Origin of the sequence: Microbacterium sp. 1S1, assembly GCF_008271365.1 — a bacterium.
In the GTDB taxonomy this organism is placed as follows: Bacteria; Actinomycetota; Actinomycetes; order Actinomycetales; family Microbacteriaceae; genus Microbacterium.
This window is the reverse complement of record NZ_CP043430.1, coordinates 908886-925452: the sequence shown is the minus strand read 5'-3', so window position 1 is coordinate 925452 and position 16567 is coordinate 908886. Positions and strand designations below refer to the sequence as shown.

General features: G+C 70.0%; 17 protein-coding genes. 6 read left to right on the top strand and 11 right to left on the bottom strand.

From position 1 onward, the window contains the following. Window positions 1–33: 33 nt before the first annotated feature. The 6 genes from mnhG to FY549_RS04685 are packed head-to-tail and all read right to left on the bottom strand — an operon-like array spanning window position 34 to window position 6388. A complete protein-coding gene (gene mnhG / locus FY549_RS04710; protein WP_149084048.1) occupies window positions 34–423 on the bottom strand; it encodes a monovalent cation/H(+) antiporter subunit G in 390 nt (129 codons plus the stop codon). Then, window positions 420–689, bottom strand: a complete 270-nt coding sequence (locus FY549_RS04705) for a monovalent cation/H+ antiporter complex subunit F (RefSeq protein WP_025105196.1) — start codon at window positions 687–689, stop codon at window positions 420–422. Before FY549_RS04705 ends, mnhG begins: the two co-directional genes overlap by 4 nt. After that, on the bottom strand, window positions 686–1279 hold the full coding sequence (locus FY549_RS04700) for a Na+/H+ antiporter subunit E (RefSeq protein ID WP_149084047.1): 594 nt from the start codon (window positions 1277–1279) through the stop codon (window positions 686–688). The genes FY549_RS04705 and FY549_RS04700 overlap by 4 nt, the downstream gene beginning before the upstream one ends. Continuing rightward, window positions 1276–2829, bottom strand: a complete 1554-nt coding sequence (locus FY549_RS04695) for a Na+/H+ antiporter subunit D (RefSeq protein WP_149084046.1) — start codon at window positions 2827–2829, stop codon at window positions 1276–1278. Before FY549_RS04695 ends, FY549_RS04700 begins: the two co-directional genes overlap by 4 nt. Then, window positions 2826–3416 carry a Na(+)/H(+) antiporter subunit C gene (locus tag FY549_RS04690; protein ID WP_200839034.1) on the bottom strand — a complete coding sequence of 197 codons (591 nt, stop codon included), beginning with the start codon at window positions 3414–3416 and terminating at the stop codon, window positions 2826–2828. The genes FY549_RS04695 and FY549_RS04690 overlap by 4 nt, the downstream gene beginning before the upstream one ends. Then, window positions 3416–6388 carry a Na+/H+ antiporter subunit A gene (locus tag FY549_RS04685; RefSeq protein WP_149084045.1) on the bottom strand — a complete coding sequence of 991 codons (2973 nt, stop codon included), beginning with the start codon at window positions 6386–6388 and terminating at the stop codon, window positions 3416–3418. The genes FY549_RS04690 and FY549_RS04685 overlap by 1 nt, the downstream gene beginning before the upstream one ends. Window positions 6389–6508: 120 nt before the next feature. Here FY549_RS04685 and FY549_RS04680 point away from each other — a divergent pair, with 120 nt between their 5' ends. After that, the gene (locus FY549_RS04680; RefSeq protein ID WP_149084044.1) at window positions 6509–8014 is read left to right on the top strand and encodes a hypothetical protein; all 1506 of its coding nucleotides are present in this window, start codon (window positions 6509–6511) and stop codon (window positions 8012–8014) included. A 13-nt stretch (window positions 8015–8027) separates the two neighbouring features. On the opposite strand, the gene FY549_RS04675 is transcribed toward FY549_RS04680, so the two are convergent. Continuing rightward, window positions 8028–9092, bottom strand: coding sequence for a LacI family DNA-binding transcriptional regulator (locus FY549_RS04675; RefSeq protein ID WP_149084043.1), 1065 nt, complete (start codon window positions 9090–9092; stop codon window positions 8028–8030). A 60-nt stretch (window positions 9093–9152) separates the two neighbouring features. On the opposite strand from FY549_RS04675, the gene FY549_RS04670 reads away from it, so the two are divergent. Next, window positions 9153–10391 (top strand): MFS transporter, encoded by a 1239-nt coding sequence (locus FY549_RS04670; protein ID WP_149084042.1) that lies wholly within the window; start codon window positions 9153–9155, stop codon window positions 10389–10391. A gap of 2 nt (window positions 10392–10393) precedes the next feature. Here the strand turns inward: FY549_RS04670 and FY549_RS04665 are convergent, their stop codons facing one another. Continuing rightward, entirely contained in the window at window positions 10394–11035 is a 642-nt protein-coding gene (locus FY549_RS04665; RefSeq protein ID WP_149084041.1) for a response regulator, read from the bottom strand. Next, complete coding sequence (locus FY549_RS04660) at window positions 11032–12228, bottom strand: sensor histidine kinase (protein WP_149084040.1); 1197 nt, start codon at window positions 12226–12228, stop codon at window positions 11032–11034. The genes FY549_RS04665 and FY549_RS04660 overlap by 4 nt, the downstream gene beginning before the upstream one ends. Before the next feature lie 116 nt (window positions 12229–12344). Here FY549_RS04660 and FY549_RS04655 point away from each other — a divergent pair, with 116 nt between their 5' ends. Both FY549_RS04655 and nucS read left to right on the top strand, forming a co-directional pair. Next, the gene (locus FY549_RS04655) at window positions 12345–13172 is read left to right on the top strand and encodes a GAP family protein (RefSeq protein WP_149085993.1); all 828 of its coding nucleotides are present in this window, start codon (window positions 12345–12347) and stop codon (window positions 13170–13172) included. Between the two features lie 35 nt (window positions 13173–13207). Next, window positions 13208–13903, top strand: a complete 696-nt coding sequence (gene nucS / locus FY549_RS04650) for an endonuclease NucS (protein WP_149084039.1) — start codon at window positions 13208–13210, stop codon at window positions 13901–13903. Between the two features lie 3 nt (window positions 13904–13906). On the opposite strand, the gene FY549_RS04645 is transcribed toward nucS, so the two are convergent. Then, on the bottom strand, window positions 13907–14155 hold the full coding sequence (locus tag FY549_RS04645) for a response regulator (RefSeq protein WP_149084038.1): 249 nt from the start codon (window positions 14153–14155) through the stop codon (window positions 13907–13909). Window positions 14156–14299: 144 nt separating this feature from the next. Between FY549_RS04645 and FY549_RS04640 the strand changes: the two genes are divergently transcribed. Then, window positions 14300–14965: an HAD hydrolase-like protein gene (locus FY549_RS04640; RefSeq protein WP_149084037.1), complete on the top strand. Its 666-nt coding sequence runs from the start codon at window positions 14300–14302 to the stop codon at window positions 14963–14965. A 92-nt stretch (window positions 14966–15057) separates the two neighbouring features. Here the strand turns inward: FY549_RS04640 and FY549_RS04635 are convergent, their stop codons facing one another. Further along, window positions 15058–15264 (bottom strand): cold-shock protein, encoded by a 207-nt coding sequence (locus FY549_RS04635; protein WP_017203899.1) that lies wholly within the window; start codon window positions 15262–15264, stop codon window positions 15058–15060. 481 nt (window positions 15265–15745) lie between these two features. On the opposite strand from FY549_RS04635, the gene FY549_RS04630 reads away from it, so the two are divergent. Further along, on the top strand, window positions 15746–16567 hold the full coding sequence (locus FY549_RS04630) for a shikimate 5-dehydrogenase (protein WP_187614926.1): 822 nt from the start codon (window positions 15746–15748) through the stop codon (window positions 16565–16567).

Below are 16567 nucleotides of genomic sequence, written 5' to 3'. Positions count from 1 at the left end.
GCGGCAGTCCGAGCGATTGACCGGGGAGCGGAGTCAGCCGGCGGCGGGCGGAGTCTGTTTGGACTCGGCGAGCTCGTCGACGACGAGGCCCCGCTGCTCGATGGTGCCGTTGCGGTACGCCTGCCGCCCGACCATGTGCGCCGACAGGGGCGCGGTCGCGAACTGCATGAGCACCACGGGGGCCACGAGCACCAGCCCGAGCAACACGCCCCCGACCGACCGCTGCGACAGGGCGATCGCCAGGCAGATGAGCAGCAGCCCGAGCACCTGCGGCTTCGTCGCGGCGTGCAGGCGCGTGGGCACATCGCGGAAGTGCAGGAGCCCGACGGAGGCCGAGAGGCAGAGGATCGCCCCGAGCAGGATCAGCACGAGCACCGCCCCGTCGACGAGGGCGTCCGGGATCATCAGACCGAACACGTTCATGGTGTCGTGTTGTCCCTTCTCGCGACGAACCGGGCGACCGCGATCGACCCGAACACACCGACCGCCGCGATGATGAGGAGCACGGGGATGTTGCGGGTGTGGCCGTTGATCGCCATCTCGGCACCCAGCACACACATGACCTCGGTCAGCAGCACGTCGGCGGCCACGGCGCGGTCGAGGATCGATGGACCGCGGACGATGCGGATGACGGCGAGGATCGCGGCCACACCGAACACGGCGAGGATGATGAGGAGCAGGGTGTTCATCGGGCACCGCCGATCGTCGCGGGGTCGATGCGGCCGGCGCGCTCGTCGGCCTTGAGCGCCCGGTACTGCGTGGGATTCCCCAGCGCGCGGACGATGCGCTTCTCCCAGCCGAGGACGCCCTGCCGCTGCTTCTCGACGTCTTCCCTGTTGCGCACGCCGATCACGTGCAGGTACAGGATTCCTCGGTCGCGGTCCGCCTCGACGACGAGCGACCCCGGGATGAGCGACGACACGACGGCGACGTGCGTCATGACGAGGTCGTCGGCATACCGGAGCGGCACCGCGATGATGGCGGTTCCCGGTTGACGGCGGAAGTCGAACACCTGGGCGGTCACGGAGAGCGCGCCTCGCAGGATCGCGAACAGGAACTGCGCGACGAACAGCGCCCCGTACCAGAGGTTGATGCGCCCGGAGAGCTCGACCGTGGGAAGACGGAAGACCCGCGTCACGAAGATCGCCACGACGAGTCCCGTGAGGAACGACAGCACCGTGAACTGTGCCCACAGCAGCATCCACAGCACGATCAGCCAGGCGAGGAAGGGCAGCTGCATGCCGATGTCCCGCCAGACGCGCTTGGTCTCGGGTCTCATCCCGCCACCTCGTCTTCCAGCTGTACGAGGTTGACCGGCTGCAGCAGGCCCGCCCCGATGCGATCGCACAGAGCGTACAGCGGTCCGGCGAAGATCGTCAGGGCCACCGTGACCGTGACCATGCCGGCGGTGGCCACGGTCATGATCTTGGGGATGTGCCGCCGCTCCTGCTGCTCGTCCGCGGCGGGGGCCCCGGTCAGGTGGGAGATGCGTCCCTCGGTCTCTGTCGAGTCCTCCTCCTCGCGCCAGAACGCGAGGTTCCAGGCCCGCATGAGGGCGTAGAGGGTGAGCAGCGAGGTGACGATGCCACCGAAGATGAGCACGATCATGAGCGGTGTGCCCACGGAGGCGGCGGCCTCGAACAGCGCGAACTTGCCGATGAACCCGGAGAACGGAGGCAGTCCGCCGAGGTTGATCGCGGGGATGAAGTACAGCAGCGCGATGACGGGGGCGATCTTCAGCAGGCCCTTCACGCGCAGGATGGACGTGCTCCCCGCCCGCCGTTCGATGAGTCCCACCGCGAGGAACAGGGTGGTCTGCACGACGATGTGGTGGACGATGTAGTACACCGTCGCGCCGATCGCCGCGGGTGTCGCGATCGCCAGACCGAAGATCATGTACCCGACGTGGCTCACCAGGGTGAAGGACAGGATCCGTTTCAGCTCGGCCTGCGCGACGGCTCCGAGGACGCCGACGATCATGGTCGCCAGCGCGATGATCAGCAGCAGCGTGTCGATGCTGTTCGAGGCGAAGAGCTGCGTCTCCGTGCGGATCAGCGCGTAGACGCCGACCTTGGTCAGCAAGCCCGCGAAGACGGCCGTGACCGGGGCGGGGGCTGTCGGATAGGAGTCCGGCAGCCAGAAGGACACGGGGAAGATCGCAGCCTTGATCCCGAACGCGACGACGAGCATGAGGTGCAGCACGAGCTGGGTGTCCTGCGGGAGCTCCGACATCCGCTCGGCGATCTGGGCCATGTTGACCGTGCCGAGGGCGCCGTAGATCATCGCGATCGAGGCGAGGAACAGGATCGACGACACGAGCGAGACGACGATGTAGACCGCGCCGGTGCGGATGCGGGACTCCGTGCTGCCCAGGGTGATCAGCACGTACGAGGCCACGAGGAGAATCTCGAAACCGACGTAGAGGTTGAAGAGGTCGCCCGCGATGAAGGCGTTGAAGATGCCGGCGGCGAGGATCAGGTACGAGGGGTTGAAGATCGAGATCGGGGTCTCGTCCGCGCCGTCGGCGACGCCCTGACCGATCGAGAAGAGGAGGACCGCGAGCAGCACGATGCTGGAGACGAGAACCAGCAGCGCGGCGAGCCGATCGACGTACAGGACGATGCCGAACGGTACCGGCCACCCGCCGACCGAGACCGCGAGGGGTGAGCCGGCGTCGACGACCACGAGCAGCACTGCGGCGATGACCGACACCACCGCGAGCGTGGCGACGGAGACGAACACCTGCAGTCGTGGATTGCGACCGAAGACGAGGGTGATCGCGGCACCGAGGAGCGGCAGGGCGACGAGGAGCGGGACGAGCGTGGTCATGGCCTGCCCTCCCCGTCTGTGGTCTCGTCGTCTCGGTCCGCCGCGGCGTCGTCCGCACGGTCGGGTTCGGGCTCCGTTTCGGGCACGTAAGGCGCGTCGTACGGGGCGTCGTCGTGGATCGCGGGGTTGTCGCGCATGTGCAGGACCGTGATGGGCGCGGTCTGTACGCCCACGAAGTCGGTCGTGGCGTCGTCGTCGTCCGTCTCGGACTCGTCGTCCATGAGGTCTTCGTCGGCATCGGTGCGCTCGCGCAGCGCGATGTCCGCCTCGTCGTCCTCGACCGTGTCCGCCTGACCGAGCTGCCACGACCGGTAGATGAGCGCGAGCAGGAACGCGGAGACCGCGAACGTGATGACGATCGCGGTGAGCGTCAGCGCCTGTGGCAGCGGGTCGCTGAGGTCGCCTTCGGTGCCGAAGAACGGCGCGTTGCCCGGCACGCCCATCACGATGAGCAGCAGCAGGTTCGTCGCGTTGCCGAGCAGCAGGAAACCGATGAGGACGCGCGTGAGGCTGCGCTCCAGCATCGCGTACACACCGCAGGCGAAGAGCACGGCCATGATCGCGATGAGGGCGAGGGAGACGTCCATCAGTTGTTCCCCCCGGTCCGCGAGGAGAAGTCGACCGCGGTGCTCTCACCGGGGCGGAGCGCCGCCTGCCGGTCGACCTCCGCTCCGAGGCTGCGGAGCACGTCGAGGACGAGTCCGATGACGACGAGGTACACGCCGATGTCGAAGATCGTCGAGGTGACGAATTCCATGTGCCCGATGCCGGGGATCTCCCACTCCCAGAAGGTGCTGGTGAGCGGAGCCATGCCGAAGAACAGGGGGACGACGGCGGTGCCGACGGCGAGGATGAGTCCGGTGCCGAGCAGGCGTCCGGCGTCGGTGGGGGCCGCCGCGCCGAGTTCCCAGCGGCCGCCGGCGATGTAGCGCATGACGAGCGCCATGCCCGCGACCAGCCCGCCGGCGAAGCCGCCGCCGGGGAGGTTGTGTCCGGCGAAGAGCAGGAAGATCGATACGACGATGATCGTGTGGAACAGGATCCGGACGATGACCTCGAGCAGGATCGACCGGTTCTCGGGCTTCATCCGCTGGCCGCCGACGAGCCAGGCGCGGGGCGCCGAGCGGTTCTCCGCGGTCTGGAAGCGCACGCCGTCGGTGGTCTCCACCAGCGGTCGACTGCGGGCGGACTTGCGAAGCGATCGTGGCAGGGTCTTCGTGGCGGCCAGCAGGTCGGCCCGGTGCGTCACGAACACGAGCGAGGCCACACCGGTCGCCGCGAGCACCAGCACGGACAGCTCCCCCATCGTGTCCCAGCCGCGGAGGTCGACCAGGGCCACGTTCACGACGTTCTTGCCGTGGCCGATCTCGTACGCGATCTCGGGGAAGATCGCCGAGATCGGGTCGGCGACGCGGGACTGGGTCGCGACGACGGCGACGAAGGCCATGGTCAGACCGACACCGATACCGAGGAGGGCGCGCGGGATCCGGCTCACCGAGGCGTTGTGCTCGCCCATCCGCGCCGGGAGCCGGCGCAGCACCAGGGCGAAGGTCACCATCGTCACCGTCTCGACGAGGATCTGCGTGAGGGCGAGATCCGGGGCCCCGCTCGTGGCGAAGAGGACGACCATGCCCAGACCGGTGACCGAGGCGAGGACCACGCCGGTGTACCGCTTGCGGGCGCGGACGGCGACGACGCCCGCGACGGCCATGATGGGCGCGACCGCCAGTTGAGCCGGCGTGTGCCACAGCGAGAGCTGATAGCGGTCGATGTCGCTCGCGACGAGCGCCGTGACCTCGGCGGCGACGAACACGACGAAGATCGTTCCGACGTAGACGGGCAGCGAACCACGCTGGGTGAGAGACGTGCTCAGCACCGAGAGCCGGTCGACCCCGCGGACGACGACGTAGTAGGCGTCGGCGGCGGTGAAGGGCAGGATCCGCGGACGACGGTCCCACCCGGTGCGTCTGGTCAGCAGGAACAGACCGATGCCCAGAAGGATCGACAGGATCGAGATGCCGAGGGCAGGCTCGAGGCCGTGCCAGAGCGCGAGGTGGCCGGGGCCCTCGACGGCCGCGCCGTCGTGGTCGAGGCCGGGCGTCGCGGTGAGCGCGTAGGGCTGGAGGGCGACGTCGAGGGCGGGGGCGCCGATCCCCGCGGCGATCGTGACACCGGCGAGGATGATCGGCGCGGACAGGAAGCCGACCGGCGGGTCGGGCCAGTGCGTGTCCGGCTGCCGTCGGCCGTCGGCGTCCCGCTTGGTCCAGAATGCTCCCCACAGGAAGCGGACGCCGTATGCCGCGGTGAGCATGGATCCGAGGGCGACTCCGATGAGAGCGACGAGACCCCAGACGGAGCCGCCGAGCGCATCGTCGAGGAGTGCCGTGAGGGTGGACTCCTTCGCCACGAACCCGATCGTCGGAGCGACTCCCGCCATCGACGCCACGGCGATGAATGCCGCGGTGGCCATGACGGGTGCCTGCCGACCGACGCCGGACAGTTCGGTCACGTCTCGGGTGGAGAGCTGACGGTCGATGATGCCGACGATGAGGAACAGCGCCGACTTGAACAGCGCGTGGCCGATCACCAGGGCGATGCCGGCCAGTGCCGCGGCCTGCGTCCCGTACCCGACGACGACGGCGAAGAACCCGAGCTGGCTCACGGTGCCGAACGCCAGCACGCGCTTGAGGTCGGTCTCGCGCAGCGCCTGGATGCCGCCGAGGAGCATGGTGACGATGCCGAGGGTGAGGATGATCGGTCGCCAGGTCGGGCTGAACGCGAAGATCGGCGCGAAGCGCGCGATGAGGTAGATCCCCGCCTTCACCATGGCCGCCGCGTGCAGGTAGGCGCTGACCGGGGTCGGGGCCGCCATGGCGCCGGGAAGCCAGAAGTGGAAGGGGAACAGCGCCGACTTGCTGATGGCACCGATCAGGAGCATGACGATCGCCGCGTCCACGATCGGGCCCGTCGGCGCGATCGCGAGGATCTCCCGGATGCTCGACGTGCCGGTGTCGACGACGAGCAGCACGACGCCGACGAACATCACGAGCCCGCCCAGCGTGGTCACCAGGAGCGCCTGCAGGGCGGCACGGCGGCTGGCGGCGCGGCGGCGGTAGTGACCGATGAGGAGGTAGGAGAGAATGCTCGTGGCCTCCCAGAACATCACGAGCATCACGAGGTCGTCGGTGAGGACGAGGCCGTACATCGCCCCCGCGAACGCGAGGAGCACACCGGCGAACTGCCCGATGCCCGCCGCCTCGTCGTGGAAGTACCAGCGGCAGTAGAGCAGCACCAGCGCGCCGACGCCCGTGACGATCAGGGTGAGGACCCACCCCAGGACGTCCATGTTCATCGACAGATTCAGGCCGAGCTGCGGGATCCACGGCACGGAGACGTACGGGACCGGACCGTCGAGCACGTGCGGTGTGAGCACCAGCGCGTGGATGAACGCCGCAGCCGGGACGAGGGCGGCGACGGCGAAAGCCTGAGCTCCCAGCCAGCGCACCAGAACGGGCATCAAGAGCGACCCGATGAGGAACACTGCGAGGAGCATCAGCATATACGCGGCTCCTCGGGGGCTCGTCGGCCTTGCGGCTCAGGCGGGCGATGTCCGTCCAGTTTACCGGCTCGGGACGCCTGTCCGCCCCGGCGGTCTCTAGAGGCGTGCCAGAGTGGACGCATGCGGCGGGTCTGGGGGCGCGAGCTGGCGGGATGGACGGCCGCCCTGGCACTGGCGCTCGTGGTCGTGGGGCAGCTCGCCGCCTCCCCGCGGTCGACCCTGCTCTTCGACGACGGGGACTCGCTGATCGTCGTACTCGTGGCGCGGTCTCTCCTGGAGGGGGGCGGCGGGGACTGGGCGATGTCCAGCGTCCTCTTCCTCCCCGAGATCGCGGTGTTCACGGCGCTCGATGCCCTGCTCCCCCTCGGCGTGGACGGCCTGCTGGCGGTCAACGCGGTGGTGAACGTGCTCGCGCTGTACGGTGCGATCCGAGTCGCTGCCGGACGACGAAGGGACGGCGGGGCTCCCGTCGCTTGGTCGGTCACGGCGCTCGCGGTCTTCGGGGTCCTCGTCGTCACGGAATCCTCTCCGTCCCGCGACGCGCTGGAGCTCGCGTCGTTGCTGCCCACGACGACCTACTACTCCGCGACGGTCGTCGCCACGATCCTCGCCGTCGGCCTGTCCCGGCGATTCCTCGACCGCGTCGCCGGCGGCACGGGTGCTGCCGTCGCCCTCGGCATGACCGCGATCGTCTCCACCGTGTCCAATCCGCTGTTCGTCGCGTGGGCCTCGGTGCCTCTGGCTCTCGTCCTCGGCGGCCTCGTGGCGGCCGTGCCGTCCGTCCGTCGCCGCGGGCTGCTGCTGATCGCCGTCCTCCTGGGTGGGAGCACCGCCGGCTTCCTTGGTCGCATTCCGTTCTCGGCATGGATCGCGAACTCCGGCGCCGGCTACGTGCAGCCGTCGGAGTGGCTCTCCGCAGCGGAGTACTATGCCGGGCTCGCGGTCGAGCGACTGTCCACTCCCCCTGGGGCGCTCGGCACAGTCGTCGGGCTGACTCTCGTCGTGCTCGCCGTCATCCGGTCGATACGGCCGACGGATCCCGGCGGTCGCGTCGTGGCGCTGACGGCCTGGGCGTTCCCGGTCGTCGTGCTCGTCGGTGCCATCGCGGCGGGCACCCACGCTGCCCGGTACCTGCAGCCCCTCGCCTTCGCCCCCCCGTCCTCGCACTCGTGGCCACCCCCCCGCGCCGCCCCGCTGCCTGCAGTCGCCGTCCGGATCGTGACCGGCGCCGTCGCCGCGATCCTCGCCATCGGCGGCACCGTGGCGGTGCCCCGGATCGTGCATGCGGCGAGCGCACCCGACCGTGACCTGTCCTGTGTCAGGGACTGGGTGGACGCCTCCGGCCGCACCGGAGCAGGGCAGTTTTGGACGGTCCGGCTCCCGAAGCTGCACGCGGCTGATCCGGCCCGGCTCGTGCAGGTCGACCACGAGCTGCACGGTTACGCGTGGCTCGTCGATCGTCGCGACTTCGCGGCGGGGGCGGTGTCGTTCCTCGTCGACGACGCGCAGACCGTCCCCTGGAACCTCCCGGTCGACGCGGAACCCACCACCATCGTGGAGTGCGGGCGCTACCGCATCCTCGACTACGCCCCGGGGTCGCTTCCGATCGGTCCCGCCCACTCCTGATCGGCGCGAGCGATCACCGCGACGGCGGGGGTGCGGTCGTCGTGCCGGCGCGGAAGACGCAGTGCAGGTCCTGCGTGACGCCGGGTTCGCCGCGCAACATCCGGGCGACCTGCTCTCCGGCCGCCCTGCCCTTCTCGACCGCAGGCTGCACGCTCGTGGTGAGAGCGAGGTCGCCGAGGCCGTCGAGGGGGATCCCGTCGAAGCCGGCGACCGACAGGTCTTCGGGGACGCGGAGCCCGAGCTCCTCCGCCGCGCGGATCACGCCGACCGCGAGCAGATCGCTCTGCGCGAGCACGGCGGTGGGTCGGGTGGCGGGATCGGTCAGCAGCATCCGTCCCATGAGGATGCCTTCGTCGATGAGGCTTCCCGATGCCGAGATCGCCGGCGCATCCGGGAAGATCTCCCGCATGCCGGCGAGGCGGTCGACCGTGACGTCGACGGTGGCGTTCGCCAGCCGTTCCGGCGTGATGAGCGCACGCTCGCGCTCGGCGTCGAGGGAGAGCGTCACGAGCGCCACGTCACGGTGGCCGAGGTCGCGCACATGGCGTGCGACGTCGGCGGAGGCGGCGATGTTGTCGAGCGTGATGCGAGGGACGTCGAGCCCCGCATCCCCCTCGATGACGACGACCGGAAGCCCCCGGCCGACCACGATCTCCAGCGACGCACGGGTGCGCCCGGAGCAGCCGATGAGCACCACCGCGTCGACCGGAGCGCTCGCGATGGCCGAGCCGTCCTCGCCCGGTTCGTCCCGCATGAGGAGGATCCCGGCGCTCAGCTCTGCCAGACCGTCGGTGAGGCCGTCCATCATCGCGGTGGTCACGGGGTCGAGGAAGGCTGCGCGCAGGTGTCCTTCGAGGACCACCGCCACGATGCCGCTGCGTCCGCGGCGGAGTGAGGCGGCGCGAGGATCCGGCCCCGTGTAGCCGAGGTCGGTCGCGGCGGCGAGGACGCGGTCGCGCGTGGCGGGGGCGACCTTGGCCTTGCCGCTGAAGACGACGGAGGCGGTCGACGTCGCGACCCCGGCCTCGCGCGCGACGTCCGCGATGGTGGGTCGGCGCGGGGTCTCCCTGCTGGTCATACTCCGAGGATAGCCCGGTTCGGTTCCGCAAGGTCGAATCGATTCGATAGGCTGTCGACCATGGACACCGCCCTCACCCGCTCGCAGTTCGTGCGCTGGCGTGCCGCGATCTTCGCGATCTTCCTCGCCAGCGGCCTCTCGATCGCGACCTGGGCCTCCCGGGTGCCGGGGATCAAAGCAGCGCTCGACCTCGACAACGCGCAGGTCGGGCTGATCCTCCTCGGCATGGGCGTCGCCTCCATCCTCGGCATCTCCACGAGCCCCGCGGTCATGGCCCGGACGGGCGCGCGTCGCGGCATGCTCCTGGCCATGCTGACGTTCGCCACGGGCATCGCGCTCGTGGGCCTCGGGGCCACCGTGTTCGGTTCGGTGCCCGTCGTGCTGGTCGGCATGGTGCTGTTCGGCTTCGGCAACGGTTGCGTCGACGTGATGATGAACGTTGAGGCGACCGCCATCGAACAGCAGATGGGCCGCACGATCCTGCCGGTCTTCCACGCCTTCTTCAGCTTCGGTACCGTCCTGGGCGCGGGGATCGGCGCCCTGGCGGCGTCCCTTCAGGTGGACGTGGGTACGCACGCCGTCTCGATGGGCATCCTCATCGCGGCGATCGCCGTCGTCTGCTTCTTCCAGGTGCCCGTGCGCGAGGGGGCGCTCGACCCGGAGCAGCACGAGAAGCCCCCGTTCCGCGACCGGCTGCACAGCGCGCTCGAGGCCTGGCGGGAACCGCGCACGTACTTGCTCGGAACCGTCATGCTCGGCATGTCCTTCGCGGAGGGTGGGGCCAACGACTGGATCGCCCTCGGCACCGAGCAGGGCCACGGCTTCACCGAGGGCTCGGGGGCCGTCGCCCTCGCGGTCTTCTCCGTCGGCATGACGGTGGTGCGGCTCTTCGGCGGCCCGCTCGTCGACCGCTTCGGCCGGGTGCTCGTGCTGCGCATCCTGGCCGCGACCGCCGCCGCCGGAATCCTCCTGTTCATCCTCGCTCCCACGCTGCCGCTCGTCCTCGTCGGCGCCGCTCTGTGGGGCATCGGCGCCTCGCTCGGCTTCCCCCTCGGCATGTCGGCGGCGGCGGACGACCCCGCCAAGGCCGCGGCGCGGGTGAGTGCGGCGGCGACGATCGGCTATGTGGCGTTCCTCGGCGGCCCGCCCGTCCTCGGCGTCATCAGCGAACACATCGGTCTGCTCAACACGCTCTTCATCCTCGTCGCGCTCGTGGTCCTCTCCGGCCTCTTCTCCGGGGCCGCCCGACCGCTCCGCGCGGAGGAGAAGGCGCCGGCGGTGTCGAGGACGGAGGGCTGACCTCAGTCCTCGACGCCGCGGACCAGTGCCGCCGCGTGCGACCGGCTGCGCGCCCCGAGCTTGGTGAGGACGTTGGAGACGTGGGTCTTCACCGTCGGGACGGAGATCCGCAGACGCGCGGCGAGCTGGGCGTTCGACCACCCCTGGAGGATGCCGTCGAGGACGTCGCGTTCCCGCGGAGTCAACTCGGGCAACATGAACGAGGTCGACGGCGGCTGCGGGGCGGAAGCAGCCACCGCGGCGAGCGCACGCCGGGTGACGCGGGGGTCCAGCGCGCCGTCTCCGGCGGCGACGGCGCGCACCGCCTGGACGAGAGTCGGCGCGTCGACGGTCTTCAGGAGGAACCCGACGGCGCCGGCGCGAAGCGCGGCGAGCACGAGCTCGTCCTCGTCGAAGCTCGTCAGCACGAGCACGTCGCCGAGCCCCCGCTGCACGATCTCTTCGGTGGCGGAGACGCCGTCGCGACCCGGCATCCGCAGATCCATGAGCACGACGTCCGGCCGGAGCGCTGCGGCATTGCGCACGGCGACATCGCCGTCGGCCGCCTCGCCGACGACCACGATGTCGTGCGTTTCCAGCATGATGCGCAGGCCCGCCCTGATCGCCCCGTGGTCGTCGGCGAGCAGCACGGTCGGCGCGGTCATGCGTGTGCCCCCGCAGGCAGCCATGCCTCGACGAGCCAGCCGTCCGCCTCGGGCCCCGCCTCGAAAGTCCCCCCCAGCGCGGTGACACGCTCCCGCAGCATCTGCAGCCCCCAGCCCCCTCCGCCCTGTCCGGCGGTCGCGGTCGGCACGCCGCCCCGCGACTGCACCGTGACGCGGGCCGCTCCTCCCACCCGGCCGATGGTGACGTCCACGGCAGCACCGTTCGCATGGCGAACGCAGTTGCCGAGGGCCTCCCGCACCACCCGCACCACCGCCTGCTCTCCGCCACCCCCGAGCTCACCCGGGTCCTCGACGATGAGCCGGACGTCGAGCCCGGAGCGACGGGCCTCCGCGGCGAGATGGTCGATGTCGGCCCACCCCGGCGTCGGAGCCAGCGCGCCGTCGCCGCGGCGCAGCACTCCGATCATCGTGCGCAGGGCGCCGTGCGCGTCCAGCCCGGCATCCCGCACCGCTTGCAGCGCGGCGCGATCGTCCGACCGGTCAGGCGGAGCGGCGAGGGCCGCCTCCGCCCTGATGGCCATCGCCATCACGTGCCCCGCCACCACGTCGTGCAGCTCCCTGGCCATCGCCTCGCGTTCGGTCTGCACGGCCCTCGCCCGCTCCCTGGCGGCGGTCGCCGCGGCGTCTTCCGCGCGTTGCCGGTGCAGCTCGGCCAGTTCGTGCGCCTGGGACACCGCGACAGCCCACCAGTAGTCGGTGCCGAAGATCGCCCCGAACTGCACAGCGAACAGCACCGCGACCGGCGGTTCCGCCTCCGAGAAGAGCAGCGCGGCGAAGAACAGCGCGACGGTCGCCGCACCGAGCAGCACGAGCAGCACGCGCCGCCCCCGGGGCCCGGCGAGGAAGGCCGCCGTCCATAGGACGTCCAGCAGCACCACGAGCGTCCCGACACCGCCGACGGTGAGGAGGTCCGTGACGAAGAGCACGGCGACGAGGGCGAGCACGGTCCACGGGTGCCGCTGCTTGCCGAGCGCGAGCGCGCAGGCGGGGAGGGCGAGCACCAACGCCCACCACGGCGAGACGTCCTCGGGCAACAGCGAGAACGGTCCCCAGATCCCGTGGAAGCCGAGCGCCGCCATGACCGTCGCGAGGGCGGCCATCCCGAGCGGGTCCGCCCACCGCCGATGCCGCCGGTACCAGGCGGCGGGCCCTCCGTCGGCCGGATCGTGCATGTCCTCATGCAATCACGGCGAGGAGCGCATCGCATCCGACGAAAGGATGAGGGCGCCCTCACAGCCGCGACTTTCGCCCGATCCGTCCCGCGTCGAGCACCGGGATCGTGGACATCATGGAACTCTTCGGCGGGCTGCCGCTGCCCCTCTCTCTCGCCGTGCTCGCGCTCATCGACGGCCTGAGCGTCGGCACACTGCTCATCCCGGTCTTCCTCCTGCTGCACCCGGGACGGGTCCGCGCGGGACGGATCCTCCTCTATCTCGCGACGATCGCGGTCTTCTATCTCGTGATCGGACTCCTCTTCCTGTGGGGGCTGGTAAACCTCGTCGACGTCGCCTCGGACTTCCTGAGCTCGCCGGCGGGGATGATCACCCGCCTCGTGGTCGGCGCCGCCCTGCTCATCACCGCGTTCGTGATGCCGACGAAACCCGCGGAAGCGGCGCCGGGCGGGGCGACCGACCCCGGCATGCCGGGCGGTGATCCCGCGTCAGCGGCGGCTGCGCAGCCACGCCCTCTCGCTCCGTCCGCCACCACCGCGACGGCCGCACGCCCCGGCCGGATCACCCGCTGGCGGGAGCGCCTACTGGATCCGAAGACGCGCGGGTTCGCGGTGATGGCCGTCGCCATCGCCGCCGGCCTCGTGGAGGTCGCGACCATGCTCCCCTACATCGTGGCGATGACGATGCTCGCGGACGCCGGCGTCGACACGCCGCTCCGGGTGCTGTCGCTGGCCGGGTACTGCGCACTCATGATCGCCCCGGCACTCGTTCTCCTCCTGCTCCGACTCGTGGCCGCCCCGCTCGTGCAGCGACCGCTGGAGCGCTTCGCCGCCTGGATGGAGCGGACGGGTGCCGAGAACACCGCCTGGATCATCGGCATCATCGGCTTCCTCATCGCCCGCTCGGCCGCCACCGAGCTCGGGCTCTTCGACGCGCTCCTCTGACCGTCGCACCGGCGACGACGAAGTAGGCTCGTCGGGTGCGTCTCGTCATCGCCCGCTGCTCGGTCGACTACACCGGCCGACTCAACGCCCATCTTCCGCTCGCCACCCGCCTGCTCGTGCACAAGGGTGACGGGAGCCTGCTCGTGCACTCCGACGGCGGCAGTTACAAGCCGCTGAACTGGATGAGCCCGCCGTGCGCCCTCTCGACCGAGGAGCCCGGCGAGGAGGAGGCCGGCGCCGGCGTCGTCGAGGTGTGGCGCGTCACCCACAAGAAGACCGGCGATGCCCTCCGCGTGCAGATCTACGAGGTCATCCACGACTCCAGCCACGAACTCGGCATCGACCCCGGCCTGCAGAAGGACGGCGTCGAAGCCGACCTGCAGCGTCTCCTGGCGGAGCAGGTGGAGCGCATCTCCGACGGGGCCACGCTCGTCCGTCGCGAGTACCCCACGGCCATCGGCCCGGTCGACCTGCTCGTCCGCGATGCGAACGGCGTGGCGATCGCGGTCGAGGTCAAGCGCCGCGGCGACATCGACGGCGTCGAGCAGCTCACCCGCTACCTCGAGCTCCTGGGTCGCGACCCCCACCTCGCCCCGGTGCAGGGCGTGTTCGCCGCCCAGGAGATCAAGCCGCAGGCCCGCGTCCTCGCCGAGGATCGCGGGATCCGCTGCCTCGTGCTCGACTACGACGACATGAAGGGCATCGAGTCGGGCATTCCCCGCCTCTTCTGATCCTCAGCGCGTCGGGACCAGGCGCGGCCGCGGACCCTCCAGCCGCGCGATCGCGATCTTCACCTCGGTGAGCTCGTGCTCGATCCGGTCGAACTTCGCGTCCTGGATCGCGAACCTCGCATCGACCTTCGTCTCCATCGCGGCGAACCGCGCGTCCATCCGACCGATCATCCAGCCGAACCCGCTGATGATCGCGACGAGAGTCGTCGCGGCCGTCGCCAGCATCGTGATGACTTCCACCGACACGTACATGCCCCCATTCTCACCTGTGAACCCGCTGCTGTCACGACTCTAGATCGGCGCGAAGGGCGTTCCCGTGGTCGGTGGATAAACCCATTCCATGCACACCTGTGCAGCACGGGCGGGCACCCGTTCGCGGGAGCCTAGGCTGGAAGCATGCCCTCTTCGCCTTACTCGTGTGTGCTCTGGGACGTCGACGGGACCATCGTCGACGCCTCGGTCGGGATCTTGCGTCGCCTGAACATCGCCCTGACGCACTTCGGCCACCCGGCGCCGACGCGGGAGGAGCTCGTGCACTGGATCGGCCCTCCCATGTTCCAGTCCTTCCAGGAGCAGGCGGGGATGACGCCGGAGCAGTCGACCGAGGCCGTCGCGTTCTACCGCACCCTCGGCAAAGCCGACGGGTACACGACCGACGTGCAGACGTACCCGGGCGTCCCCGAGCTGATTCACGACCTGCACGCCGCCGGGGTGCCCCAGGCCACGGCGAGTTCGAAGCCGGAGAACCAGGTCGACGCCCTGGTCGACCATTTCGGACTGCGGCCGTCGTTCCTCACGACGGTGGGCGCCACGCCGGACGAGGCGACGCTCGCCTCCAAGACGGACATCGTGGCCGAGGCGCTCCGACGGCTCCGGGAACTCGGCGTCGATATCTCGCGCCCCGTCCTCGTCGGCGACCGGCATCACGATGTCGAAGGCGGGAACGCGAACGGCGTGCCCGTGATCTTCGTCGGCTGGGGCTTCAGCGATCCGCACGAGGGCGACGACGCGGCGTTCCGGGTCGCGAGCGTCGACGAGCTGCGCGCACTCCTGCTGCCCTGACCGGCCTCCGTCCGTCAGGGGAAGACGAAACTCCCCGCCGGATCAGCGCCTGCGCGTGAATCCGACGGGGAGTTCCCGGTGTTCCGTCCGCCTCAGACGGGGCGGATGTTCTCTGCCTGCAGGCCCTTGGGACCCTGCGCCACATCGAACTCGACCCGCTGGTTCTCTTCGAGAGAGCGGTAGCCGGATGACTGGATGGCGGAGTAGTGCGCGAAGACGTCAGCGCCTCCGTCGTCGGGGGAGATGAAGCCGAAGCCCTTCTCCGAGTTGAACCACTTGACCGTGCCCTGGGTGCTCATGTACTGCCTGTTCTGCTGATGTAGAAGCCGACGCAGGGGTGCACCGACATCGCTAACGCTAGTGGAGGGGACCCCCCGCGGAATAGACGTCGCGAGAAGGTAATCCAAATGTTGCATGAGGACCTGGGTCCGGAAAATGGTGTGGCCCTCACCGCGGGGGGAGCGATGAGGGCCGAAGACGACCGGAGGGTGCGTCAAGAACAGCCTAACCCCTCCACAGCCTTCTTGTCCCCCTTTTGGGGGACAAATCTCGAAAATCGCCGGACGATCGGCCAGAGAGCGGCCCCCTCGAGTAGCCCATTGGGGACTGAACTACTCGAGAGGGCCCAGTCGCATGCACGGATCGTCTGGCCCGTGGGGAGGGCCGCCGCCTCCTGGGGAGAGGCGAAGACGATCGATCCCCTGTGCACGCACCTTCACCCTAGAGGAGGTCGGTGGCTCCCGCCATGGACCTTGACAGCGACGCCGGTAGCCTGAAGCCGTGACCATGTTGAACAAGGACATGACGCTGTGCATCTCGTTGTCGGCCCGGCCGAGCAACAACGGCACGCGCTTCCACAATCACCTGTATCAGGCCCTCGGGCTGAACTGGATCTACAAGGCCTTCGCCCCGACCGACCTGGCGCAGGCGATCGCGGGTGTTCGCGGACTCGGCATCCGCGGGTGCGCGATCTCGATGCCGTACAAAGAGGATGTCATCGCGCTCGTCGACCGCATGGATCCCTCCGCCCGGGCCATCGACTCGGTCAACACGATCGTGAACGACGACGGCGTGCTCACCGCGTACAACACGGACTACTCCGCGATCGCGCAGCTCATCGCGAGCAGGGGAATCGATCCCGCCTCCTCGGTGCTCCTGCGCGGCTCGGGCGGCATGGCCAAGGCCACGGCGGCGGCGTTCCGCGATGCCGGCTTCGCAGAGGTGACGATCGTGGCCCGCAACGAGACCGCGGGCCGCGCTCTCGCCGACCTGTACGACTTCGCCTGGCGGCCCGACGTCGGACGATCGACGGCGGAGGTGCTCGTCAACGTCACGCCGATCGGCATGGCCGGAGGCGAAGAGGAGAACGAGCTCGCCTTCCCCACGACGGCGATTCAGGCGGCGACCGTGGTGTTCGACGTGGTCGCGCTTCCCGCGGAGACACCGCTCATCGCCGCCGCCCGCGCCGCCGGCGCGACCGTGATCTCAGGCGCGGAGGTCGCGACGCGGCAGGCGCTGGAGCAGTTCGTCCTCTACACCGGCATCCGTCCGACCGCGGAGCAGGTGCGCGCCGCCGAGGAGTTCATGCGCTCCGGAGCCTGA